Annotated in this window: 17 protein-coding genes and 1 tRNA gene; 12 read left to right on the forward strand and 6 right to left on the reverse strand. The window is 71.2% G+C overall.

Features of this window, described 5'->3' with window-relative positions; genetic code table 11:
• Nucleotides 1–7: 7 nt before the first annotated feature.
• The 4 genes from ACFC1T_RS12490 (at nt 8) to der (ending at nt 5,006) form a co-directional block, all read left to right on the forward strand.
• A complete protein-coding gene (locus ACFC1T_RS12490) occupies nt 8–1,099 on the forward strand; it encodes a DUF4419 domain-containing protein (RefSeq protein WP_375887103.1) in 1,092 nt (363 codons plus the stop codon).
• Entirely contained in the window at nt 1,096–2,517 is a 1,422-nt protein-coding gene (locus ACFC1T_RS12495; RefSeq protein WP_375887106.1) for a DUF4419 domain-containing protein, read from the forward strand. The genes ACFC1T_RS12490 and ACFC1T_RS12495 overlap by 4 nt, the downstream gene beginning before the upstream one ends.
• A gap of 141 nt (nt 2,518–2,658) precedes the next feature.
• A complete protein-coding gene (cmk, locus tag ACFC1T_RS12500) occupies nt 2,659–3,396 on the forward strand; it encodes a (d)CMP kinase (protein WP_375887109.1) in 738 nt (245 codons plus the stop codon).
• 152 nt (nt 3,397–3,548) lie between these two features.
• Entirely contained in the window at nt 3,549–5,006 is a 1,458-nt protein-coding gene (gene der, locus ACFC1T_RS12505) for a ribosome biogenesis GTPase Der (RefSeq protein ID WP_375887112.1), read from the forward strand.
• Between the two features lie 201 nt (nt 5,007–5,207).
• Here the strand turns inward: der and ACFC1T_RS12510 are convergent, their stop codons facing one another.
• Complete coding sequence (locus tag ACFC1T_RS12510) at nt 5,208–5,936, reverse strand: hypothetical protein (RefSeq protein ID WP_375887115.1); 729 nt, start codon at nt 5,934–5,936, stop codon at nt 5,208–5,210.
• Nucleotides 5,937–6,102: 166 nt separating this feature from the next.
• Complete coding sequence (locus tag ACFC1T_RS12515; RefSeq protein ID WP_375887117.1) at nt 6,103–6,954, reverse strand: hypothetical protein; 852 nt, start codon at nt 6,952–6,954, stop codon at nt 6,103–6,105.
• A 674-nt stretch (nt 6,955–7,628) separates the two neighbouring features.
• On the opposite strand from ACFC1T_RS12515, the gene ACFC1T_RS12520 reads away from it, so the two are divergent.
• From ACFC1T_RS12520 to ACFC1T_RS12550, 7 genes are all read left to right on the forward strand, one after another.
• Entirely contained in the window at nt 7,629–8,414 is a 786-nt protein-coding gene (locus tag ACFC1T_RS12520; RefSeq protein ID WP_375887119.1) for a transglycosylase family protein, read from the forward strand.
• 321 nt (nt 8,415–8,735) lie between these two features.
• The gene (locus ACFC1T_RS12525; protein WP_375887122.1) at nt 8,736–9,185 is read left to right on the forward strand and encodes a transglycosylase family protein; all 450 of its coding nucleotides are present in this window, start codon (nt 8,736–8,738) and stop codon (nt 9,183–9,185) included.
• Between the two features lie 64 nt (nt 9,186–9,249).
• The gene (locus tag ACFC1T_RS12530; RefSeq protein WP_375887354.1) at nt 9,250–9,945 is read left to right on the forward strand and encodes an alpha-ketoglutarate-dependent dioxygenase AlkB; all 696 of its coding nucleotides are present in this window, start codon (nt 9,250–9,252) and stop codon (nt 9,943–9,945) included.
• 127 nt (nt 9,946–10,072) lie between these two features.
• The gene (locus tag ACFC1T_RS12535; RefSeq protein WP_375887124.1) at nt 10,073–10,933 is read left to right on the forward strand and encodes an acyl-CoA thioesterase; all 861 of its coding nucleotides are present in this window, start codon (nt 10,073–10,075) and stop codon (nt 10,931–10,933) included.
• Nucleotides 10,934–11,157: 224 nt separating this feature from the next.
• Complete coding sequence (locus ACFC1T_RS12540; protein ID WP_375887126.1) at nt 11,158–11,946, forward strand: DUF1684 domain-containing protein; 789 nt, start codon at nt 11,158–11,160, stop codon at nt 11,944–11,946.
• A gap of 65 nt (nt 11,947–12,011) precedes the next feature.
• Nucleotides 12,012–13,376 carry an MFS transporter gene (locus ACFC1T_RS12545; protein ID WP_375887127.1) on the forward strand — a complete coding sequence of 455 codons (1,365 nt, stop codon included), beginning with the start codon at nt 12,012–12,014 and terminating at the stop codon, nt 13,374–13,376.
• 149 nt (nt 13,377–13,525) lie between these two features.
• Nucleotides 13,526–13,599, forward strand: a tRNA-Pro gene (locus ACFC1T_RS12550).
• Between the two features lie 306 nt (nt 13,600–13,905).
• On the opposite strand, the gene ACFC1T_RS12555 is transcribed toward ACFC1T_RS12550, so the two are convergent.
• Entirely contained in the window at nt 13,906–14,955 is a 1,050-nt protein-coding gene (locus tag ACFC1T_RS12555) for a hypothetical protein (protein WP_375887130.1), read from the reverse strand.
• A 70-nt stretch (nt 14,956–15,025) separates the two neighbouring features.
• Between ACFC1T_RS12555 and ACFC1T_RS12560 the strand changes: the two genes are divergently transcribed.
• The gene (locus ACFC1T_RS12560; protein WP_375887132.1) at nt 15,026–16,267 is read left to right on the forward strand and encodes a Fic family protein; all 1,242 of its coding nucleotides are present in this window, start codon (nt 15,026–15,028) and stop codon (nt 16,265–16,267) included.
• Between the two features lie 296 nt (nt 16,268–16,563).
• On the opposite strand, the gene ACFC1T_RS12565 is transcribed toward ACFC1T_RS12560, so the two are convergent.
• The 3 genes from ACFC1T_RS12565 to ACFC1T_RS12575 all read right to left on the reverse strand — a co-directional run bounded on the left by ACFC1T_RS12565 (nt 16,564) and on the right by ACFC1T_RS12575 (nt 22,858).
• Nucleotides 16,564–18,705 (reverse strand): UvrD-helicase domain-containing protein, encoded by a 2,142-nt coding sequence (locus ACFC1T_RS12565; protein ID WP_375887134.1) that lies wholly within the window; start codon nt 18,703–18,705, stop codon nt 16,564–16,566.
• Nucleotides 18,706–18,782: 77 nt separating this feature from the next.
• On the reverse strand, nt 18,783–20,315 hold the full coding sequence (locus ACFC1T_RS12570) for a protein kinase (RefSeq protein ID WP_375887356.1): 1,533 nt from the start codon (nt 20,313–20,315) through the stop codon (nt 18,783–18,785).
• Between the two features lie 290 nt (nt 20,316–20,605).
• Nucleotides 20,606–22,858 carry an AIPR family protein gene (locus ACFC1T_RS12575; RefSeq protein ID WP_375887136.1) on the reverse strand — a complete coding sequence of 751 codons (2,253 nt, stop codon included), beginning with the start codon at nt 22,856–22,858 and terminating at the stop codon, nt 20,606–20,608.
• Between the last annotated feature and the right edge of the window lie 133 nt (nt 22,859–22,991).

Consider the following 22,991-nt stretch of genomic DNA (forward strand, 5'->3'; position numbering starts at 1 on the left):
AGTGGGCGTGATCATCGAGTTGCCGCTGGGGGAGACCCGGCACGGGTTCGCGGGCGAGCCGGTGGACCTCGGGAACGAGCGCTTCCTGCGGGCGGTGGTGGGCGGGGACTTCCTGGTCCGTCACCGCAGCGTGGCGGCGATGGTCGAGCGGCCCCGGCCGCAGCCGGTCCGGCCGGAGTTCTCCGCACCGGAGCCCGGCGAGCCCGAGCCGACCTGGAGCCTGCTGCTGCGCGCCGCCCACACGGCCTTCGCCGACCACCTGCCGCTGAGCCTGTCGCCGGACGTGCTCTGGTACGCGGTGGTGCACGAGGTCGCGGTGCACGTACGGATGTACCCGCCGCGCTACCGGGCGCTGTTCGGCGCGGCGGACCGCTCGCGGGCGCTCGTGGTGCGGGACGACTCGCTGGTGGACGCCGACCCGGACTGGGCCCGGTCGGTCCGACTGGTCCGGGAGCCGTTGGTGGCGGCCCTCGGTGCGGAGGTGGTCGAGCTGTTCCGGCCGGCCTTCTCCACCACCACGCCGGACGACGAGGCCTCGGCCCTGGTCGCGCTGATGGACGTGGTCAGCCCCTACTACGACTTCCGCTGGGAGACCCGCTGCGGCATCCCGCGGATCCGGCTGGAGGGCACCGCCGGGGACTGGGCGCTGCTCGCAGGCCGGGTGGACGCGCTGGCGGAGCGCTTCGACTGGCTGGTGCCGTGGTTCGACGGGCTGCGCCCGGTGCTGGCGCAGATCGCCGCGACGGCGGCGGGCGGCCCGGTGGACGAGGGCTTCTGGCGTTCGCTGTACAAGTGGGAGTCGGTGTCCGGCGGTCCCCTGGTGACCGGCTGGCTCACCGCCTTCTTCGCCCACACCCAGACCCCGGACGGCCCCCGGCTGCGGCAGACCTTCGGCTGGCGGGCGGCGGCCGGCACCTCGTACCACCCGGACGCCTTCGCGGTGAACGACTTCCCCTCGCACCTGTCCGCGGTGCCCTTCGTGTGGGACCGTCTGGGCGTCGAGCTGCCGATGATCTTCGTCGGCGGGGTGCTCGGGATCGAGCGGGACGGGGACTACCTGCGGCCCCGGCTGGGGCACGCGGTGCTGGAGGTGCAGTGATCATCGATGTCGCGCTCGGGGACGGGCAGCAGCCGGGGGACGCGGCGGCGCTGGAGGTGGTCGGGAACGACGGCTTCCTGGCGGCCGTGGTCGGCGGGGAGTTCACCGTGCTCCACCGCAGTACGGGGACGCTGCTGGTGTCCCCCGCTCTGTACGCGCCGCGAGCGGGGGAGACGGAGCCGACCTGGAGCCTGCTGCTGCGCGCCGCCCACCTCGCCTTCGCCGAGCACCTGCCGCTGAGCCTGTCGCCGGACGTGCTCTGGTACGCGGTGGTGCACGAGGTCGCGGTGCACGTACGGCTGAACGCGGAGCGGTACGAGGGGCTGTTCAACGCCACCCCCGGCGGCGGCAAGCGGACCATCCAGGTCAGGGACCACAGCCTGCTGGACGCCGACCCGGACTGGGCCCGGTCGATCCGGCTGGTCCGGGAGCCGCTGGCGGCGGAGATCGGGCCCGAGCTGGTGGAGCTCTTCCAGCCGTCGTTCTCGACCACCACGCCGGACGACGTCTCCTCGGTGCTGGTCGCGCTGATGGACGTGGTCAGCCCGTACTACGAGTTCCTCTGGATCACGCTCTGCGGCATCCCGCGGATCCGGCTGGAGGGTACGGCCGAGGACTGGGCGCTGCTGGCCCGGAAGGCCGGCGAGCTGGCGGAGTGGTTCGAGCCGCTCGGGCCGTGGTTCGACGGGCTGCGCCCGGTGTTGGCGGAGATCGCGGCGACGGCGGCGGGCGGGCCGGTGGACGAGGAGTTCTGGCGCTCGCTGTACAAGTGGGAGTCCGAGTCCGGCGGGAACTTCGTGTCCGGGTGGATCACCGCCTTCTTCGCGCACACCCAGACCGAGGCCGGACCGGAGCCCCGTACGGAGTTCCGCTGGCGGGCGGCACAGCAGCGGTGGAAGCGGCGGACGGTGGAACTGGGACCGGCGCGGTTCACCGAGAACGCCTTCCCGTCGCACGTGTCGAAGGTGCCCTTCATGTGGGAGACGATCGGCGGGCGGCGGTCGATGGCCTTCCTCGGCGGGGTGCTCGGCATCGAGCGGGACGGCGAGTACGTGCGGGCCCGGCTCGGGAACGCGGTGCTGGAGGTGGAGCGGGAGCCCTTGTCCCCGGCTGCCGAGCAGGCCGAACTGGCCGCGGCGCAGCTGCCGCCGGGATGGACGATCGAGCGGGTGCGGGAGGTCGGCGGGTCCCCGTGGGCCAGGCTGATGGGAACGGACGAGGTCACCGTCCGGACGGTGCTGGGCGAGCCCGGGGGCAGAGCGGTCGCACTCATCGGTTTCAGCCTCTTCTGCCTGGTCCGGTGCGCGGGCGACGACGACTGGTACTTCGCCATGCCGCTGCCGGACGGCACGGTGCAGCTGGAGGGCTCGCGCGGGCCGGACCTGGCGGGCGCGCTGGCCGGGGCCGCCCACTGGTGACCGGGTCGGTGACGCGGTGGCGTCCGGGCCGGTGACGCGGTGGTGACCGGGCCGGGACGGGGTTCGGCGGCGGTCCATTAACCTTGAGGGAGACAATCCCCGGCCGCTCGCCCCCGTAGGCGCCGGCTCCCATGCGTCAGCATGCTCAGAGAGAGGTTCGGCCCCGTGGACACTGCCGACCGAGCGCACGCCCCGGTCGTCGTCGCCATCGACGGACCCTCCGGCTCCGGCAAGTCGACCGTCTCGCGGGCGGTCGCCGCCCGGCTGGGCCTGAGCTTCCTGGACACCGGCGCCATGTACCGGGCGATGACCTGGTGGATGCTGGCCAACGACGTGGACGTCGACGACCCGGAGGCGGTGGCCGTCGCGTGCGGCAAGCCCGTCATCGTGTCCGGTACGGACGCCGACGGGCCGACCATCACGGTGGACGGTCAGGACGTCTCCGGACCGATCCGCGGCCCCGAGGTGACGGCGCAGGTCAGCGCCGTCTCCGCGGTGCCGGCGGTGCGGGCCCGGCTGGTGGAGCTGCAGCGCGGCTGCGCCGAGGTCGCCGAGCGCGGCATCGTCGCCGAGGGCCGGGACATGGGGACCGTGGTGTTCCCGCAGGCCACCGTCAAGGTGTTCCTGACCGCCTCCGAGGCGGCCCGGGCCGCGCGCCGGGCGGCCGAGCTGCGGGCCAAGGGCGTGGACGAGGCGACCATCACCGCGATGGCCGCCGACCTCGCGCGCCGCGACGCCGCCGACTCCTCCCGGGAGACGGCGCCGCTGGCCCAGGCCGCGGACGCGGTGCTGGTGGACACCAGTGAGCTCACCCTGGAGCAGGTGATCGGCCGGATCACCGCGCTGGTGGAGGAGCGGGCCGGACTGTCCTCGGTCTGACCGGTACGGCCGGTCTTCGAAGGACCGGCCGACCATCGAACGAACCGCGGGCCGTCAGGTGCCGCGGAGGAAACCATCGCGCTGCCCCAGCGGGGCAGGTACGCACGGCACGCCCCTGGGAAGGGCCGCGCCGGGAAACGGAACAGACGAACATGACCGCAGACCACTCCGCCGGGCCCGGCGAGCTGGACGCCGCCGACTACGCCGAGTACATGGCCCTCGCGGCCGAGGAGGGCTTCGACCTCGACGGCTTCGAGGGCGAGGACGGCGCCGAGCACGTCCGACTGCCGGTGCTGGCCGTCGTCGGCCGCCCGAACGTCGGCAAGTCGACCCTGGTGAACCGCATCATCGGCCGCCGCGAGGCCGTCGTCGAGGACAAGCCGGGCGTCACCCGTGACCGGGTCACCTACGAGGCCAGCTGGAACGGCCGCCGCTTCAAGGTCGTCGACACCGGCGGCTGGGAGATCGACGTCCTCGGCATCGACGCCATGGTCGCCGCGCAGGCCGAGCTGGGCATCGAGCAGGCCGACGCGGTCCTGTTCGTCGTGGACGCCACCGTCGGCGCCACCGACACCGACGAGGCCCTGATCAAGCTCATCCGCCGGGCCGGCAAGCCGACCGTCCTGTGCGCCAACAAGGTCGACGGCCCGTCCACCGAGGCCGAGGCGGCCTACCTGTGGTCGCTGGGCCTGGGCGAGCCCTTCCCGGTCTCCGCCCTGCACGGCCGCGGCTCCGGTGACCTGCTGGACGCCGTCATGGACGCGCTGCCCGAGGCCCCGGCGCAGACCTTCGGCGACGCCGCCCCCGGCGGCCCGCGCCGGATCGCGCTGATCGGCCGGCCCAACGTCGGCAAGTCCAGCCTGCTGAACAAGGTCGCCGGCGAGGAGCGGGTGGTCGTCAACGAGCTGGCCGGCACCACCCGTGACCCGGTCGACGAGATGATCGAACTCGGCGGCAAGACCTGGAAGTTCGTGGACACCGCCGGTATCCGCCGCCGGGTCCACCTGACCGCCGGCGCCGACTTCTACGCCTCGCTGCGCACCTCCGCCGCGCTGGAGAAGGCCGAGGTCGCGGTCGTCCTGATCGACGCCAGCGAGACCCTGGCCGAGCAGGACACCCGGATCATCTCGATGGCCGTCGAGGCCGGGCGCGCCGTCGTCGTCGCCTACAACAAGTGGGACCAGCTCGACGAGGAGCGCCGCTACTACCTGGAGCGCGAGATCGAGCGCGACCTCGTCCAGGTGCAGTGGGCCCCGCGGGTCAACGTCTCGGCCAAGACCGGCCGGCACATGGAGAAGCTCGTCCCGGCGATCGAGACCGCGCTGGACGGCTGGGAGACCCGCATCACCACCGCGCGCCTGAACGCCTTCCTCGGCGAGCTGGTCGCCGCCCACCCGCACCCGATCCGCGGCGGCAAGCAGCCGCGCATCCTGTTCGGCACCCAGGCGGGCATCCGTCCGCCGCGCTTCGTGCTGTTCGCCTCGGGCTTCCTGGAGGCGGGGTACCGGCGCTTCATCGAGCGTCGTCTGCGGGAGGAGTTCGGCTTCGTCGGGACGCCGATCTCGATCTCGGTGCGGGTGCGGGAGAAGCGCAACAACAAGAAGAAGTAGGTCGCAGCTGCAGTCGTAGCTGTAGCTGTACGAGCTGGAGGGCTCCGTCACCGGTGGTGGCGGGGCCCTCGGGCGTTTCCGCTGCCGGTGGTGTGCGCCGACCGACGGTTCGGCTGCTTGCTCAGGCCGCGGTCGGGGGACGGTCGGGGGACGGTCGGGGGACGGTCGGGGGTCGTGCGGGGGCCGGTCGGGGGTCGCCCGTCAGTGGTGGTCGCCGGTGCGGCCAGGGGGGAGCGAGAGCATCTGGCGGTGGCGGCCGCCGGTCGGGGCGGGGGCCGTGGCGAGGCCGGTGGCCGTGCCCAGCAGCGGGGACGGGGCCGGCGGCGGGGCGGGCACGGTGTGCTGGACCGCGCCGAGGTAGCCGGCGGCGACCCAGCCCTGGCCGTTGGTGAACTGGGGAGCCGGGGGGCCGGCCTGGCCGTGGCCGTCGCTGGTGGCAGCGGTGGCGGCCATGGCGGCCATGGGCTCGGGGTGGGGGGTCGGCTGGTGCTGGGGGTGGTGCTGGTGCTGGTGCTGGGGGTGGACGTGCGCGTGGTGCTGGGGGGCGTGGTGCTGGGTGTGCGCGTGGTGCTGGGGGATGTGGTGCTGGGTGGGGGTGTGGTGCGACTGCGTCGGCATGAACTGGGGGAGGCCGGAGGGCTGGCCCGCGTAGGTGTGGAAGGCCTGCTGCTGCGCCGACGGGTACGGGCGCTGCTCGCCGAGCAGCGGGTGGCCGTCGCGGACCGCGAAGCCGGTGAACCTCAGGTCCTCCTCGCCCGAGCGGTCGCCGGGCAGGGCGCGGAACAGCCGTCGGTACTCGGAGTACAGCTCGTCGTAGATCGGGGTCGTCGAGTGCGGGTGCTCCGCGTCGTACGACGGGCGCATGCCCGGGATCGAGCGGGGGGCGGTGGCCGACCGTCCGGCGGGTGCGGAGACGTCGTAGCTGTACACGTAGGGGCCAACGAGTGAGAGGCGGCGGGGATGCGGGGGCGTTCGGCGTACCGGGGGGAGGGGCGGGATCGCCGGGTGCTGCGGACGCGCCGTGCCTGCCGGGTGCGGCGGAAGGGCGGACGGCCCGCCGCCCTTCCGCCGCACCCGGTGGGCCGGAGCGGCGGGATCAGGTGCCGGCGAGCGGGAGGGAGGCGGCGACCACCTGGCCCAGCGCGACCGCCCGCTCCAGCGCCTGGCGCAGCAGGTCCTCGCGGGGCTGGCGGCCGACCATCCCGGCCGGGACGGCGTACATGGTCACCTCGGAGAGCTGGCTGGCGGCCATCCGCCAGGCGTCGGTGACCTGGAGCGGCTGGTGGGCCTGCCACCAGCCGGTGCTGCCGCCGGCCGCGGCGGGCTGGAGGATCGCGTGCAGCTTGCCCATGGCGACCAGGACCGACCAGCCGGGCAGCTGCTCCGGGGTCTCGTCGAGGTCGGTGACCGGCTGGAAGCCCGCGTCCTGGAGCAGGTCGAGGAACTCGTCCTCGCCGGTGGTGCTGCCGGGCCGGCCGACCGGGCCGGTGGGCTCGACCACGAGGGAGGCGTGGCCGACCTTGCCGTGCAGGACGAGCCCGCAGGTGATGCCGAGGATGGCGGCCTGGCCGGGGGCGGGCGGCTGGGGGGCGGCCGGCGCGGGGAGGGCGAGGTCCGGGGAGGGCGCGGTGAGGTCCGGGGCCGGGACGGTGAGGCCGGGCGCGGCGGGCTGCGACTGGTTGATGCTGCGGACGGCGCCGACCAGCTGCTCCTCGGCGACCGGCACCACCTGGGAGGGGATGCACCGGGCGTGGGCGAAGGCCAGGACCGCCGTCTCGTCGCCGACGAACAGCACGGTGCTGGTGGGCTCCACGTGGGTGTCGCCTGGGGTGCGGCAGGAGGTGCATTCGTAGCTGTCGGGGGCGCGGTCGCCGCCGAGCAGGCGGTCGGCCTCGTCGTCGCCGATCTCGGACCGGACCTCGTCGCTGACGTCGAGCATGCGCGGCACGGGTTCTCCTCGGATGGGTGCGGGTGGGTCAAGGGCGGGCCCGGGGGCGGGCACGGGGCGGGGCACGGGGCGGGCATGGGGGCGGGCATGGGGGCGGGCATGGGGGCGGGCATGGGGCGGGGCATGGGGAGGTCGCCATGCCCAACGGGCCCTTGTGTCAGGCGTCACGGGTGCCCGGCGAGGCTGACGGGAATTGCCCCGGATCCGACCGCGCCGCGTGTTCTCGTGGTCGCAATCTGTCGATGTCGGTGCCAGGACTGCCGGAATGAAACGGTGAGGTGAGTCACGCCGACTTGATGTTTGATCTAGGAATCGATGGCCAAAGCGGACATTTCGGGCAAGAATGTGTGGCCATTACCGCCGGTAACCCTTTGCTGAGCTGGGAAGACCGGTGGTGTTTTGGTTTCCCCGCCGACCGACCCCTAGCTTTCTTGGCGGCGCAACGAGCGCCACCCGGGTTCACCCCCGACGCACCGCTCCCCGGCTCCGGCCGGGCGCGGCAGGTGCCCGCCGACGCGATCGCTCGAACAGGTCGCCGGCGAGCGGCTGGGTGGCCAGGGCGGCAGAGGCACGTCCGACACGTGCACGGCCGTCCGACGGACGCGGCAAGCGAAACGCGACCCTCCCCAGGGTCTGGTTCCGCATGCCCGCCCGGGGCTGTCGAGAGGAACCCCATGACCTTCCGTAACGAGAACGCCGCTGCCACCACCACCGCCGCCACCAAGCGCAACCGCGTTCGGATGGCCGTCGTGGCGGGCGCCGCTGTCGCGGCCCTGCCGGTGGCCGGCCTCGTCACGGCCACCTCGGCCTCCGCCGCCCCCGTCTCCACCTGGGACTCCGTCGCCCAGTGCGAGAGCGGCGGCAACTGGGCCATCAACACCGGCAACGGTTTCTACGGCGGTCTGCAGTTCACCTCCAGCACCTGGGCCGCCTTCGGCGGCACCGCCTACGCCGCGCAGGCCAACCAGGCCACCAAGGCGCAGCAGATCTCCGTCGCCGAGAAGGTCCTCGCCTCGCAGGGCCCCGGCGCCTGGCCGGTGTGCTCCGTCAAGGCGGGCCTCACCAAGGGCGGCGCCCCGGCCGCCGTCGACACCTCGGCCGGCACCTCCGCCGCCAAGCCGGCGCAGACCCCCGCGCCGAAGACGGCCACCCCGAAGGCCGCGGCCGCGCCGAAGGCCGACGTGGCCCCGAAGGCCGCCGCGCCCAAGGCCGACGCCGCGCCGAAGACCGACGCCCCGTCGAAGAAGGGCGCCGCGAAGTCCTCGAACGGTGCGAAGTCCTGGAACACCTCCAACGACGCCAAGCCGGCCAAGGGCAACTACACCGTCAAGTCCGGTGACACCCTGAGCTCCATCGCCGCCGCGCAGGGCCTGGACTGGCACGACCTGTACAAGAACAACGCCAAGGTCGTCGGTGGCAACCCCGACCTGATCTTCCCGGGTCAGACCCTGAGCATCTGAGGCTCTGAGGCATGCTGAGCTGACCTCTGGTCGCCTCCGGTCGTCTCTGGGTGCTCGGTTGTTCGTCACGGCCGCTCCTCCGCCACGCGGGGGAGCGGCCGTCGGCGTTCCCGGCGTGGCGGGGTGGGGTGAGGTCCGGGCTCCCTAGGGTCGGCTGCTGTGCCGCATTCGTCTGACGTGTCGTGCGGGGGTGCCGTGTCGTGCGGGGTCGAGGTCCGGTGCGGGTGCGGGTGCGGGTGCGGGTGCGGACGGGGGCCGGGGCAGGGGCCGGGGCAGGGGCAGGGGTGGCCGGGGCGGTGTGATGGTCGGACAGCCCGGGCCGTGATCCGGGCGGGCGCCGCCGTGGCGGTGGTGCTGGCCGTGGTCGCGGGCGACGTACGGGCCGGTGCGGCGACGCGGGTCGCGGACCTCGTCTGGGACGAGCTCGCCGACTGCGAGAGCGGCGGCGACTGGCACGCGGACACCGGCAACGGCTTCTACGGAGGCCTGCAGATCCGGCCGACCACCTGGGCGGAGGCGGGCGGGCTGCGCCTCGCCGACCGGCCCGACCACGGGAGCCGGCGGGAGCAGACCACCGTCGGGGAGGAGATCCTGCGGCAGCAGGGGTGGGAGGCGTGGCCGACCTGTGCGCGGGAGCTGGGGATGATCGGGCCTGGGCCGGGGGCGGGGTCGACATCGGGGCCGGGGTCGGGGTCGGGGGCGGGTCCGACATCGGGGCCGGAGCTGGAGCCGTCGTCGGAGCCGGAACCGGAGTCGGAGTCGGAGCCGTAGTCGGAGTCCGGTGGTGGGGGAGCGGCTCGTGCCGGGGTGGGGGCTGCGGGAGGATGGTGGGGTGATCCAGGGTGAGCTGTTCGGGGAGCCGTCCGGCGAGCAGGCCGTCCGGGAGCGGTCCGAACCGGCTCCCGGCGCCGTGCTGCTGCCCGGCTGGCTGGACCGTGCCGCGCAGCAGCGGCTGGTCGCCGCCTGTCGGGAGTGGGCCCGCCCGCCGGCCGGGCTGCACAGCGTGCGGATGCCCACCGGCGGGCTCATGTCGGTGCGGATGGTGAGCCTCGGCTGGCACTGGTACCCCTACGGGTACGCGCGGACCGCCGAGGACGGCACCCCCGTCAAGCCGTTCCCGCCCCTGCTGGGGGACCTCGCCCGGCGGGCGGTGGCGGACGCGTACGGCGGAGCGGTCGGCGGGATCGCGGGCGCGGCGGACTACGAGCCCGACACCGCGATCGTCAACCACTACCCCCACGGCGCGAAGATGGGCCTCCACCAGGACCGCGACGAGCGCGCGGACGCGCCGGTGGTCTCGCTCTCGCTCGGCGACACCTGCGTCTTCCGGCTCGGCAACACGGAGACCCGGACCAGGCCGTGGACGGACCTGGAGCTGCGCAGCGGGGACCTGCTGGTGTTCGGCGGGCCGGCCCGGTTCGCGTACCACGGGGTGGTGCGGACGCTGCCGGGGACGGCGGATCCGGGCTCGGGGCTGGAGCTGGCCGGGCGGCTGAACATCACGGTGCGGCAGTCGGGGCTGGCGACGTAGCCCGAGCGGTTCGCTTACTCGTTCGAGTGAATCGGTGGGTGGGGGTCGGTGAGCGGGAATGCCCCGGGTCGCCGGACAATTCGAGTGAGCTGGAGAACCGAACACCATTACGAGAGGGAGCGCGCGCATGGGTACCCCCGTCGACGACCTCGTCGATCTGCTCGACCTGGAGCAGATCGAACTGAACATCTTCCGCGGGCGCAGCCCCGAGGAGGCCCTGCAGCGCACCTTCGGCGGCCAGGTCGCCGGGCAGGCACTGGTCGCGGCGGGGCGCACGATCGACGACGCGCGCCCCGTCCACTCGCTGCACGCGTACTTCCTGCGCCCCGGAGTGCCCGGCGTGCCGATCGTGTACCAGGTCGACCGGATCCGCGACGGCCGCTCGTTCAGCACCCGCCGGGTGCTCGCCATCCAGGGCGGCCGGTCGATCTTCTCGCTCACCGCCGACTTCCACAGACCGGAGGAGGGCAGCATCGAGCACCAGTACCCGATGCCGGAGGTCCCGGCCCCCGAAGGCCTGCCCAGCGCCCTGGACGAGGTCGGCTCCCGGCTCGGCGAGCTCCCCCCGTTCATCAGCCGTCGCCAGCCCTTCGACATCCGCTACGTCGAGCGGCTGCGCTGGAACAAGGAGGACCTGGTCGACGTCGAGGCGCGCAGCGGTGTGTGGCTGCGCACCAACGGCCCGCTGCCGGACGATCCGCTGATCCACGTCTGCGCCCTCACCTACGCCAGCGACATGACGCTGCTGGACGCCGTCCGAGCCCCCGTCGAGCCGCTCTGGGGCACCCGGCACTTCGACATGGCCTCGCTCGACCACGCGATGTGGTTCCACCGGCCGTTCCGGACCGACGACTGGCTGCTCTACCAGCAGGAGTCCCCGATCGCCCACGGCGCGCGCGGCCTGGCCCGCGGGCAGATCTACGACCGGAGCGGGCAGCTGGTGGTGTCGGTGGTGCAGGAGGGGCTGTTCCGGCCGTTGAAGGGCTGACCGCTGGTGGTGGTGGCGCTCGTCGTGGCGGTGGTGGTGACGGTCGTCGGAGGACCGGGCTCCCGGCCGCCCTCTGTTGCCGCGGCATTGCAGTCTCCTTACGGGTCCGGCGGCTTGCCGTAAGCCGGGAATGATCCGCACCGGCGGGCGGTGTTGTGCAGGATGACCGATACGGACGGCCCGAACAGCGGGCCGTCCGCGGACCGGACCGGGAGGGTTGACCGATGACGGCGACGGCCGCGGAGGACTGGAAGCACTGGAGTGACGGGCGGGCGGCGTCGGTGAGCGCGCTGCACGGACAGCTCGCACTCACCGGCACGCACTGGCTGGAGCCTGAGCCGGCCGAGGTCCCGGGCCTGCCCGGCCTCTGGTGGGCCGACACCGAGGGCGTCCGGGTACGGGCCGCCGCCGGCGACGGCATCACCGTCGACGGCGCCGACGGGCCGATCGACGGCGAGGTACTGCTCCGCCCGGACACCGACCCGGCCGCCGGCACCGCCACCCTGGGCGACCTGCTGCTCGTCCCGATCGAGCGGGAGGGCGAGCTCGCCCTGCGGGTCTTCGACCCGGCCGCGCCGACCCGCACCGGCTTCGCGGGCATCGCCGCCTACCCGTACGCGCCCGAGTGGGCCGTCCCCGCCGTCTACACCCCGTTCGAGGAGGAGGGGCAGTCGGTGCTCGTCCCGAACGCGGACGGCAAGGACCGGCCGCTGGCGGTCACCGGGCGGATCGAGTTCACCGTCGCCGGCGAGCACCGCACCCTGACCGTCGGCCGCTCGGGCCGCAACCTCACCGGCGTCATCGCCGACGCCACCAGCGGCATCGACACCTACCGCTTCCGCTTCATCACCCTGCCGGCGCCGGACGACGAGGGCCGGACGGTCCTCGACCTCAACCGGGCCTACCTGCCGCCCTGCGCCTTCGCCGACCACTTCATCTGCCCGTTCCCGCCGCCGGGCAACCGGCTGGACTTCGCGGTGGAGGCGGGGGAGAAGCAGGTGCTCACCAGGTAGTGCGGGCGGGCGTACAGGGGCCCCGGTGTCGGCTGCGGCGGAGGCCGGGGCAACCATGGACTGTTGTGACCGCCAACCAACCCCCTGATACCCCGACCGCCGCCGCCCCTGCCGCCGACGCCGTTCCTGCCGACGCCGTTCCTGCTGCCACGGCTGCTCCTGCCACCACCGCTGCTCCGGCGGTACCGGTGCAGGTGCCCTGGTACCGGCGGGCCTTCGCCGACCTCAGCCCCCTGCGCGAGAACGCCGACTACCGCCGGGTCTGGTCCGGGCAGGCCGTGTCCTCCATAGGCCAGCAGATGACCGCGGTGGCCGTCTCCGTCCAGGTCTACGACCTGACCGGCTCCGCCTTCGCCACCGGCCTGGTGGGCCTGTTCTCGCTCGTCCCACTGGTCGCCTTCGGCCTGTACGGCGGCGCGATCGCCGACACCGTCGACCGCCGCAAGCTGGGCCTGATCGGCTCGGCGGGCCTGGCCGTCGTCTCCGCCCTGCTCGCCGCCCAGGCCCTGGCGGGCTTCCATCTGGTGGCCTTCCTCTACGCCGCCGTCGCCCTCCAGGCCGGGTTCTTCGCGATCAGCTCGCCCGCCCGCTCGGCGATGATCCCCCGGCTCGTCCCCGCCCACCAGCTCCCGGCCGCGAACGCGCTGAACACCGTCAGCATGAACCTCGGCCTCACCGTCGGCCCGATGCTCGGCGGCGTCCTGATCGGCGCCTTCGGCGCCCAGGCCGCCTACCTCGTCGACACCGTCGCCTTCGCCGGCACCCTGTACGCCGTGTGGCGCCTGCCCGCCATGCGGCCGGAGGGCGAGCGCAAGGGCCGCGCCTCCGTCCTCGACGGCCTGCGCTTCCTGCGCGATCAGCCCAACCTGCGCACCAGCTTCCTCGCAGACCTCGCCGCGATGATCTTCGGCATGCCCCGGGCCCTCTTCCCGGCGATCGCCGTCACCTTCTACGCCGGCGACGCCCGCACCGTCGGCCTGCTCGTCTCCGCCCCGGCCGTCGGTGCCCTGATCGGCGCCCTCTTCTCCGGCTGGGTCGGCCGGGTCCACCGCCAGGGCGTCGCGATCCTCGCCGCCGTCTCCGCCTGGGGCCTCGCCATCGCCGCCTTCGGCGCCCTCCACAACCTCTGGCTCGGCCTCCTCCTGCTCGCCGTGGCCGGCTGCGCGGACACCGTCAGCATGATCTTCCGCAACACGATGATGCAGGTCGCCGCCCCCGACGAGATGCGCGGCCGCCTCCAGGGCATCTTCATCGTCGTCGTGGCCGGCGGCCCCCGCCTCGGCGACTTCGAATCCGGCGCCGTCTCCGCCCTCACCAACCCCGCCACCTCCGTCATCACCGGCGGCCTCGCCTGCGTCGCCTGCGTCCTCCTCCTCGCCGCCCGCCGCCCCGCCTTCCTCACCTACGACGCCCGCCGCCCTACCCCCTGACCCCCTCCCCGCCCCACCCCCGAAACCTGGCAGCGAGCACCCCCCGACGTGCTGTATTGTTTTCCACGTCGCCGGGACAACAACCGGAGACAAGGTCGAGAAGCCAACCGGCAAGGCCCCCCAGGCCCCACCGCAAGGCACCGAGACCACGGGACGTGGCGCAGCTTGGTAGCGCACTTGACTGGGGGTCAAGGGGTCGCAGGTTCAAATCCTGTCGTCCCGACAGTGATGTCGCTTGTGAGAGCGGGTACTTGGGAAGCCAAGTGCCCGCTCTTGCTGGTTTTCGGGGTGGGATTCCCGCCCCCAAGTGGTCCCCCTCAAAAGCTAGTCCTTGCTTTGGTGGCTGTTGCGCGAGGTGTGGTGGTGCACTTGACCGAAGGTCAAGTGCACCGGGCACTGGTCAAGTCGGTCAAAGTGGTAGATGCCGGGACATTTCTCGGGACCTCCTGGCACCTACTGCTCACCTTGGAGCGGCCTGGGCCGCCTTAGGACAGACCTGCAATTTCAGAGTGGCGATAGTTGCGGAACGTTACCATCGGCGGGTGATTCGGTCGCGGCGTTGGAGCTCCTCGAGGTGATGAGTGAGGGCTTGTCCAGCTTCCAGCTTCCGGGATCTGGAGGACGTCCGGGTCGCATCGCGTTGCTCGGAGCCACCTGATGATGAGCGGGCACATTGGTTCGATGATCGGGGTGGGACGGGCGACCCTACCCTCGGTGTGCTTGTTGACCAGGCCGCCGGGAGTGGGGGGGTCTGTCGGCGGCAGGTCAGGAGCCACTTCTCGGTATCGACGTCGCGGGCCCGGACTCCGGAGACCTTGCCGATCCTTGTAGCGGTGCAGACGCTGTGGACGACGACATCACCCCATCCTCGATAGCGGTTGTATGAGGCCGCGACCAGGGCATCGGCGAGTTTGGTGAGGGCGTCCCAGCCGTGCAGGGCGAGGGAGTAGGGATCCCGCAGCTCGTCTTCGACCGGCTGGAATTCGCGCTGCCGGCCAGCGATGTGGGCGGGGTTGTGTTCGAGGATGCCGTCCGCGATGGCCTGCTCGAAGATGCGAGAGAGCATCGCGAGGGTGTTCTTGATTGTGGAGCGGCTGCAGCCATCGGCGATCCAGCCGAGAACTGCCGCAGTGATGAGAGCGGTGGTGATCAGGCGGAGGGGGAGCCGCCCGAGCTCGGGCTCGATCCGCAGGTGCCAGCCGGCGAGGTAGGGGGCGTGTGTGGTGGTTTCCAGGCCGGTCAGGATGACCGGGAGGCGGAGGTTGACGTAGTCGCCCAACGGCATGGAGGCCAGGGACGGGAGGACGGGGCTGCCGGTGGCGTCGGCCAGGATGGTCGGCCATTGGGTGACCAGTGTCGGGTCGAGCCCATTGTGGACAGCCCCTGCCAGGAAGCTGGCCCAGGCCTGTTTCTGGGCCGGGGTGGCCTGGGAGGCCGGCGGGCGGGGGCTGGTAAGCGTGAAGTGCGGTATTGCGAGCGCAGGGCGCTCGGCGGAGTCGGAAGGTCGGCGGTGGTGATCTCGCTGAACGGATCCGGGGCGACTGATTCCCAGGGATGCATCGAAGTACTCATGCACCATGGTTGCGCCGGTTCCGCCTGCTTGTTTGATGCCGTCATGGTGTCATTGCTTCATGCTCTACGCTGTGCCATTGCTGCAGGACATCGACCAGTCCGTCCTCGCGGAGATTGACGAGATGCGCAACCGGCTGCGTCTCCGTCTGCGCACTTCACGTCGCTGGGAGGGGCAGCTGCGGCGTAACCTCACGGCGCGGGCAATCGCCGGATCGAACACGATCGAGGGCTACGCCGCGAGCGTGTCGGACGTCGAGGACATCATGGTCGGCGAAGCGCCGATCGATGCGAACGACACCGTCACGGCCGAGATCGAGGGCTATCGGCGGGCGATGACCTACATCCAGCGCCTCGCTGAAGCGGGCGACGACTTCGCCTACAGCAAGGGCCTGCTCAACTCGCTGCACTTCATGATGCAAGGCCACCACCTGATCAAACGGCCCGGCTGGTGGCGCACCGGGCCGGTGTACGTCACCTCCGCCGAAGACCCGACCATCGCCGCCTATACCGCTCCTGATGCCCAGCAGCTGGCAGAACTGACTGGCGAACTCGTCGGGTGGCTGAACGAGGGCGATCTGAACGCTCCGGGACTGGTGCGGGCCTCGATGGCGCACCTGAACCTGGTGGCGATCCACCCGTGGTCGGACGGCAATGGGCAGATGTCCCGCGCCCTGCACACCCTGGTCCTGGCCCGCGAAGGGATCATGGCGCCGGAGTTCTCCAGCATCGAGGAATGGCTCGGCAGGGCCCGCAACACCTATCGCTACTACGACATCCTCGCCGACGTCGGTAGCCCAGTCTGGACTCCGGACCGCGACACCCTGCCCTGGATCCGGTTCTGCCTGCGCGCCCACCACCAGCAGGCCCAGAGCGTCGAGCGCCAGGTGAACACCACCCGCGAGGTCTGGGCCGCCCTCGACGAAGCCGTCGAGCAGCGCGGCTGGCCCGACCGCATGCTCTACGCCCTTCTACCCCACGGCCATGGGCAACCGCCTGCGCCGCGCGACCTACCAGACGGATGCCGAACTCAGCGAACAGCAGGCCCAACGCGACATCCGCGAACTCGTCCGTGCTGGCTGGCTAGGCGCCAAGGGCGAGGCGCAGAGCCGCTACTACATGGCCGGCCCGGATCTCCCCAAGGAGATCGCGCGCGGAATTCGCGAGCCCCGGCCGCTGCGCGACCCGTACGCGTAGCTGCGAAATGCTGCTCAGGCGAGACCTCCGTCGAGGTAGAGACCCGCCCGCAGCACGAACACGCGGTCCGCTCTGGCGGGTGTGGGCTGCGCTCTGCGGCGTCCCAGACGCGGGTGTTGCACTGAGGTCGTCCACCCGCCCGGCGAAGGTTGCCTGGGCCGGGCATCGGTCGAGCCTCCTGGTGGTCAGCGGGTGTCGGGGGGCCGCTTCCTCATGTCGACGTCCGACTGGGGGATGCGGGTGGGATAGCTAATGCGAATGTTCGTAGTTGAGGCGGTGTGGTGCGATGCATCGGACGGCTGTGGTCTTGTGGCAGAGCTGGCGATAGGCGGCGTCGGCGGTGGTGCTGTCGAGGGACTCGGGAGTGCGGTCGGGGGGCTTGCGTTCGCTTGAATCAGGGATGGTGAGCGGACTGTGCCGACTATCCTGCCTCGCAGCCGGCTTCCACCAGGAAGGGGCTCGGCTGTCCGGTCCACGAGACGTACAGCCGGTCCCGTGCCCGGGTGCAGGCGACGAACAGCAGGCAGCGTTCTGCGGCGAGGTCGGCTTCGTGCTGGAGGCGGTCGACCTGCTCCGGTGTGATGGCTGCAGGGTTCGGCAACGCACGGTCGTTGACGCCGACGACGGCGGTGTAGCGGTATTCGAGGCCCTTGAAGGTGTGCATGGTGCCCACGTTGACCGCCTCGTCCGTGCGGGTGGCTCCCGCGCGGATGCGGCCGGCGGGGATTCCGGCCGCGATCAGGCGGGCCGTGGCCTTCTCGCAGGTCTTGTTGAACCGTGCGCAGATGCCGATCTCCCCGTGCGCGGTGCCGCTTTCCAGCCACTCACGCACCTGCTCGACCAAGGCGTCGAGTTCGCCCTCCTCCGTCTCCGCCGCGTGGACGCGCGGTCCGGAGCCGTGCAGGGCCGAGCTGTACCCGATCAGGGTGTTGTGCTGCCCGCTGTCGGCCAGGTCGGCGTAGGGGCGGCCGAGCAGAAGTCCCGTCGCCCAGCTCAGGATCTCCTGGGTGGAACGGTAGTTCTTGCGCAGCTTGGTCGAACGGCCGGCGACGTTGATGCCGAGGGACTTCAGCGACACCCGGTTGTCGTAGATCCGCTGGTGCGGGTCGCCCGCGATGAACAGGTCATCTGGGCGCCGCGGGGCGGCCTCGCGGAGCATCCGCCACTGGGCCGGGTGGAGGTCCTGGGCCTCGTCGATGACGATGTGTCGGTAGCACGGCCCCTGCCCGGCCAGTAGGTCGGTGGCCTCCGTGCAGGTGCCGAGGTAGGTGCGCAGCCCGTCCTCGGTCAGGCGCCGGGCGAACTCCTCCATGGTCCGCCACACCAGCGGCCGGGCGGCGAGCGGCAGCGCGCTGCCGCGGCCCCGGCGTTCGCAGCGCTCGTACTCCTCCCGGCTGCGGATGTCCTGGGCGAGGACGACGTGCTTGTACTCCTGGGCCAGGAACTGCGGGGTGCCGGTGAAGCCGGTGGTTTCTGCGGCCCGCTCCCACCGGGCCGTCTCCTCGTACCCGGTGAGCGGTCGACGTGAAGTGTTGACCACGCGTCCGGCGAAGGCGTCGACGGTCATGACGTCCACCCGGTCGCGCAGGTCGGGATCGTCGACGAGCAGGGAGAGCCCTTCGTTCAGGGAGGCCACGAGGGCGTTGGTGAAGGTGGTGAGGAGGACGCGGTCGCCGTCGCGCAGGTGCCGCAGCAGGTGCCGCACCCGGTGGAGGGCGACGACGGACTTCCCGGTGCCGGGCCCGCCGGTCACCTGCGCGGGGCCGGAGTACGACGGACGGTACGCGACCTTGTGCTGGGCAGGGTGCAGGAAGATCCGCCAGGCGGCGAACGGTTTGTCGAGGATGTCGCGCAGCTCGTCGGCGTCCGTGACGACGGCGATCCGGGTGCGGGTGTGCGCGATGGCGGTCGCGTAGTCGGTGGTGTCGACGGGCTCCTGTGAAGCCGCGCCGGCCAGCGCCGGCGCGACGACTTCCTGCCACGTCTGCTCGACAGTCGCTCCGAGGGCCAGGTGTTCCAGCACCTTGTACTGGTCCGGCGGGAAGAACCGCCCGAAGACGTCGAGCTGTTCCAGGCTGGTCAGCACGCGCGCCTGCGCGCGTGTGGTCGCGTCGATTCCGAGCGCGACCATCTCCCCGTCGGAGACCTTGGCGAAGAGCCGCTGCTCCTCCGCGGGCGCGATGCGCTGGTAGGTGGGGGTCAGTTCCTCCAGGGTGGCGATCTCGCGGAGCTCCACGGCGCCGGTGACGGCGTTGATGGTCGCCTTCTGCTTCACCGCCCACTCGGTGGCCTCGTCGTGCGGGCCGACCCGGAGCAGCACGAAGGTGTCACCCGTGGAGGGCGCGAGGACCACGCCGCGGTATCCGTGGGTGATCCGGATGGTCCGGATCTGCCGGTCCCTGGCGCCTTTCAAGGACTCCAGCTTCAGGCCCGGGTCCCTGAAGAGCTGGTCGAGGGTGAGTCGCTCGAACTTCTCCCAGGCATCGAACACGCCGTTCTTGACGTGCCTTTCGAGCTTCTCCAGCTGCTGACAGAAGGCTCTGTCGAGGGCGAGGTGCGGCATGACGGGATTCTAGGCCGCTGCGGCGCGGCAGCAGGCTGGGATTGGCCGTTCACCTGCTGCCGGCCGGGCTCCGGCGGTCACCCGCCGTCCAGTTCGCGGCGGAGCATGGCCAGGACCTCCGCGGCCTCGGCGGCCACGTCGTGGTGCGGGCCGTGGACGAGCGCGACGTCCTCGTACAGGGCCGCCAGACAGGCCCGGGCCTCCTCCGGGTTGCCCTGGCTGAGCAGCAGCATGCCGATGTCGCGGCGCAGTTCCACAGCGGCGTCGCTGACGTCGCTCTCGACGGCCCGTTCCACTTCGAGGACTTCCTGCAGCTCCGCCAGCGCCTCGGTCACCTGGCCGAGTTCGCCGCGGCAGCGGGCGGCCTGGGCGCGGCAGTCGCGGGCGGCCTCGCTGGTCGGCCCGTTGATGCGGCCGTACGCCTCGGCCAGTGCCTCGAACTCGGGCAGGGCCGCCCGGTGGTCACCCGCCAGCTGCCGGCTGACCGCTCGACGGCGCCGCAGCCGGAGGACGGCCCTGTTCTCGGCGCCCAGGGCCCGTGCCAGCGGCTCGATCATCTCGCCCGCGACCTCGGCGGCCTGCGTGTAGCGCTCCTCCTCCATGAGGGCGATGTAGTGCTCGTCGACCTCACGCAGTTGGGCCCGCAGCTGCTCCCGCTCGGACGACGAGACCACGTGTCCGGCGACCGGGCCGGGAGCCGCCTCGTCGGGGGTGATACGGGGCCGGCTCTCGACCCGGGCGCGGGGTGCGTAGGGGCGGCGGTAGAGCCCGGTCGGGTCCGGCGCTCCAGGCGGCCCGGCCTCCCCGAGGGTGGAGGACTCCCCGGGCGCGGGCAGGAAGGGCATCAACCGCTCGTAGACCTCCTGCACGTCCACCGGCCGGCTCTCCGGCGTCTTGCGGAGCAGGTGCAGGACCAGTGCTTCCAACTCCTCCGGTACGTCGGCGCGCAGGCCTCGCAGCGGGGTGGGCGCGGTTCGGACGTGCTGGTCCATCAGCTCGAACTCGCTGTGCGCGTTGAACAGCGGCTTTCCGCAGAGGAGTTCGTGGAGCACGCAGCCGAGGGCGTAGAGGTCGGTGCGCGGGGTTACCCGGGTGCCGCGCACCTGCTCGGGTGACATGTACTGGTGGGTGCCGATCGGCCGACCGGTGGCCGTCAGCCTGGTGACGTCGGTCTGCAGGATCGCCGCGACGCCGAAGTCGAGGACCTTCACCGTGCCGTCCCGCGCGACCAGGATGTTGGACGGCTTGAGGTCGCGGTGCACCACGGGCACCTCGTGCGCGTACGACAGCACGGTGGCGACCTGCGCGGCGACCGCCACCGCCCAGCTGACGGGGAGGGGCCGCTCCGCGTGCACGTACCGGGTGAGGGGGACGCCCTCCACCAGCTCCATGACGAGGAACAGGTGCTCGTAGGTGCTGTCGAGGACGGCGTCGTACACCTGTGGCACACCCGGGTGCTGGATGCGGGCGGTGATCCGCGCCTCGCGCCGGAAGCGACGCTCGAACTCGTCTGCCAGCTGGGGCGTGGCGGCGACGGCCTGCGGCCGGATCCGCTTCACGGCGACCGGCCTGTCCAGTACCGCGTCGTAGCCCCGCCACACGTCGCCCATGCCGCCGTTGCCGAGCCGCTCCAGCAGCTCGTAGCGGCCCGCGATCGGCTTGTCCGGCACCTGTCCCCGCCCCGCATCCTGCACTTGCACTCGCTCTTCTCTCCGCGCCCCGTCCGTCGCAGTGAGTTTCTCCGGAAGGGATCACTGCGTCTAGCCGAGGGCCAAGAAGAGGCCGCGGACAGCGCGTATTGCGCCACACCGAGTATTCGGCCGGTTTCACGCGAGCTCACCCTTGTCGGTGTCACCAAGTGAGCTGTCGTGCCGCAGCTCGCGCCATGGCACGCGCGTGCTCACTCCTGTTCGGTCTGCTCATCGTGCAGTGCTCGTGCAAGATCAGAAAGAGTGTCCGTACCGTCCAGCGTCCACCGTGCTGGTCCTTGCACTGCCACGGGTGCCTCTTGCCAGCCGGCGAGTTCGTACAGGTTGAGGACCAGGCGGGTCGGCGAATACGCCTTCCCGTCGACCGCCCATACGAGGCACCGTGTGCGGTCGTTCACCCAGGCTGCTTCACCGCGTCGTGGGTCCTCCGCGAGCCAAGGGGTGAGTGCCTCGATCTCGGGTTTGTTCCACAAGCGTAGCCGGACAGGCGTGCCGTTCTTGATTCTTCCGTTGTCCACGAGGGTCGGCACGGCGTTGGGCCGACGTGGCCGGCGCTTGCTCTCCTTGGTGGCCTTGTAGATCGCCGGCAGGTCGGGGATGACTCCCTCACGTTCGGCGTCGCGTAGCACCAGCTCCGCAAGCCGCTTGCAGCGCCCGGCGTCAGTCAGTGTCCCACTCAGGAACGAGGTGGGTCCGTACTCGGCGTCGATGTGGTGGATCAACCAGGACAGGACCCGATTGGTGAGTGCAGGCACCTCCTGCAGTGCCGCGTTCCAGTCGAATTCCGGATCGTCGATGCGATCCTGATCGAGAAGCTGAAAGACCAGATGGGTGATGAGTAGGTCGCCCCGCTGACTCACGTCGGCGGCGCGCTTCTGGAACCGCTTGCGTTCTTCGTTGAGAGCAGTACCCACGGCGCGGTGCACCAGTACCGAGCGCCAGATCTGGAAGGCGCTGGGGCGCTCTCCGAAGAGGCGAGGATAGGCGCCTCTGCTGCCGCGTTCCCATAGGAGGTCTGTGTCCCGCTTTGCACGTACGGCGAGCTCGGTGTTGCGATGCGCACAAGCCAGGGCAATGGCGGCGTGCACAACTGAACAACCCTCGTCCGGCGCTGGGTCAGGCTCACCGCGCTTGAACACGTAGGACTTCTGAAGCGACAGCATGAAGTCTTCGCGGATCATCGCCTGTACTTCGTCCAAGGCGATGAAGTCGCGCTGCTCTACGTGGTTCTGTGTATTGGTCGTCTCGGTGATGCGCCGTGCGAGGTCCGGCACGTTCTTGTCGACAACGATCACCTTGACCGTGACCTCGGCGTCCTCCACCGCTTGGTGGGACGCTTCCATCGCGCGATGTGCCGCCGCGACCGTTTGTGCGCCATTCACGACGCTGACTCCCGAGGCATGCAAGTGCACGGGCTCGTCCGGCCGGCGGCGTCCTGGCCATTCCTCTTCGAGCTGATCGCACAGCACCGTCACCCCGTTGTTGAAGAGCCAGAAGTTCTCCGGCTCATTCATCAGAGTGCTCAGCATTCCGGAATTGACTCGCGTAGTACCGAGGGACTGGCGCAAGTTCTGCTCGTACAACCGGCTTTCATGTGCCTGGTACCACTCGGCCACATTGCTGGCCGGAACCGTGCCCTGGTAAGCGGTGAGTGGAGTGTTCCGCCGGAGCCAGTTCGTCATCCGCACGGTCACTCGTACAGGCTTCGGCGCGAGATCGTCACGGATCTGTCGGAGGAGGTCCGCAGCGTGGACTACGCGGTACTCAAGAACTGGCCCGAGGCCGTTGAATTCGTTCCGGGCGTCTTCGAGAACGCTGACGGCTTCCTTGCTAAAGGTCCCCACACCCATGACAGCGATCACCAGAATCACCTTTAGCCGGGCGTCGTGCATCGCTGCGTTGACGCGAGCGGCGATCGGTTCCAGGCGGTCGTTGAATCGGTCGAAACTTCGCTGCTCGATGAGGCGGAGACCAGCGATGAGCTTGTGGGCCGCGTTGGTGTCGAGCTTGCCCTTGCCCTCGTCACTCCACTTGGCTTGAACGAGCCAGACTTCCTGTGTGCCCTCGGTGACTGCTACGCCGTCGATGCCTTGATCGTCTTCGCCATCGATGACGGAAGCGCCAGCGGCCTCGTGATCGCAGCCAGTCACTTCGCGTACAGCAGCCGCCGTCAACGCACGGGAGAGGAACCGCTGTTCGTAACCCTGCTTGTCGTACCCTCTCAGGTCCTCGTCGTAGATGAGTCCCTTGTACTGCTGCAGAAGTGCAGTGCGGATCTGGTGGATGTGGATAGGGGCGGTTGCGGCCCTGCGTTCTGATTCTTCCAACACTTCCCCCAGCGCTGTGATCTGCGTCTCCTGACGCAGTCTAGGTCTTTCATGACGGCCCGCAGGCGAAGTCGGCGGATGTTCGGAGCACGGCGGGTTGGGCGCGGGCAGCCTCACGACCCGGACGTCGCCTCCGGAGCCGCGCCGGGTCCCACTGCTTCGGCGTTGAAATGCTCTCGAAGGGCGGTGATCCACCGATCGCCTGATGGGCATGGCCTGTGGACTCGGCCATGCCCATCAGGCGAGGTTG

Source organism: Kitasatospora sp. NPDC056076, assembly GCF_042266305.1.
Classification (GTDB): domain Bacteria; phylum Actinomycetota; class Actinomycetes; order Streptomycetales; family Streptomycetaceae; genus Kitasatospora.

Bases quoted from the DNA above. Each gene is read 5' to 3' on its own strand.
- cmk (WP_375887109.1), top strand. From the start codon at position 2,659: ATGCTCAGAGAGAGGTTCGGCCCCGTGGACACTGCCGACCGAGCGCAC.
- der (WP_375887112.1), top strand. From the start codon at position 3,549: ATGACCGCAGACCACTCCGCCGGGCCCGGCGAGCTGGACGCCGCCGAC.
- ACFC1T_RS12520 (WP_375887119.1), top strand. From the start codon at position 7,629: ATGACCTTCCGTAACGAGAACGCCGCTGCCACCACCACCGCCGCCACC.
- ACFC1T_RS12535 (WP_375887124.1), top strand. From the start codon at position 10,073: ATGGGTACCCCCGTCGACGACCTCGTCGATCTGCTCGACCTGGAGCAG.
- ACFC1T_RS12540 (WP_375887126.1), top strand. From the start codon at position 11,158: ATGACGGCGACGGCCGCGGAGGACTGGAAGCACTGGAGTGACGGGCGG.
- ACFC1T_RS12555 (WP_375887130.1), bottom strand. From the start codon at position 14,955: ATGGTGCATGAGTACTTCGATGCATCCCTGGGAATCAGTCGCCCCGGA.
- ACFC1T_RS12565 (WP_375887134.1), bottom strand. From the start codon at position 18,705: ATGCCGCACCTCGCCCTCGACAGAGCCTTCTGTCAGCAGCTGGAGAAG.
- ACFC1T_RS12570 (WP_375887356.1), bottom strand. From the start codon at position 20,315: ATGGGCGACGTGTGGCGGGGCTACGACGCGGTACTGGACAGGCCGGTC.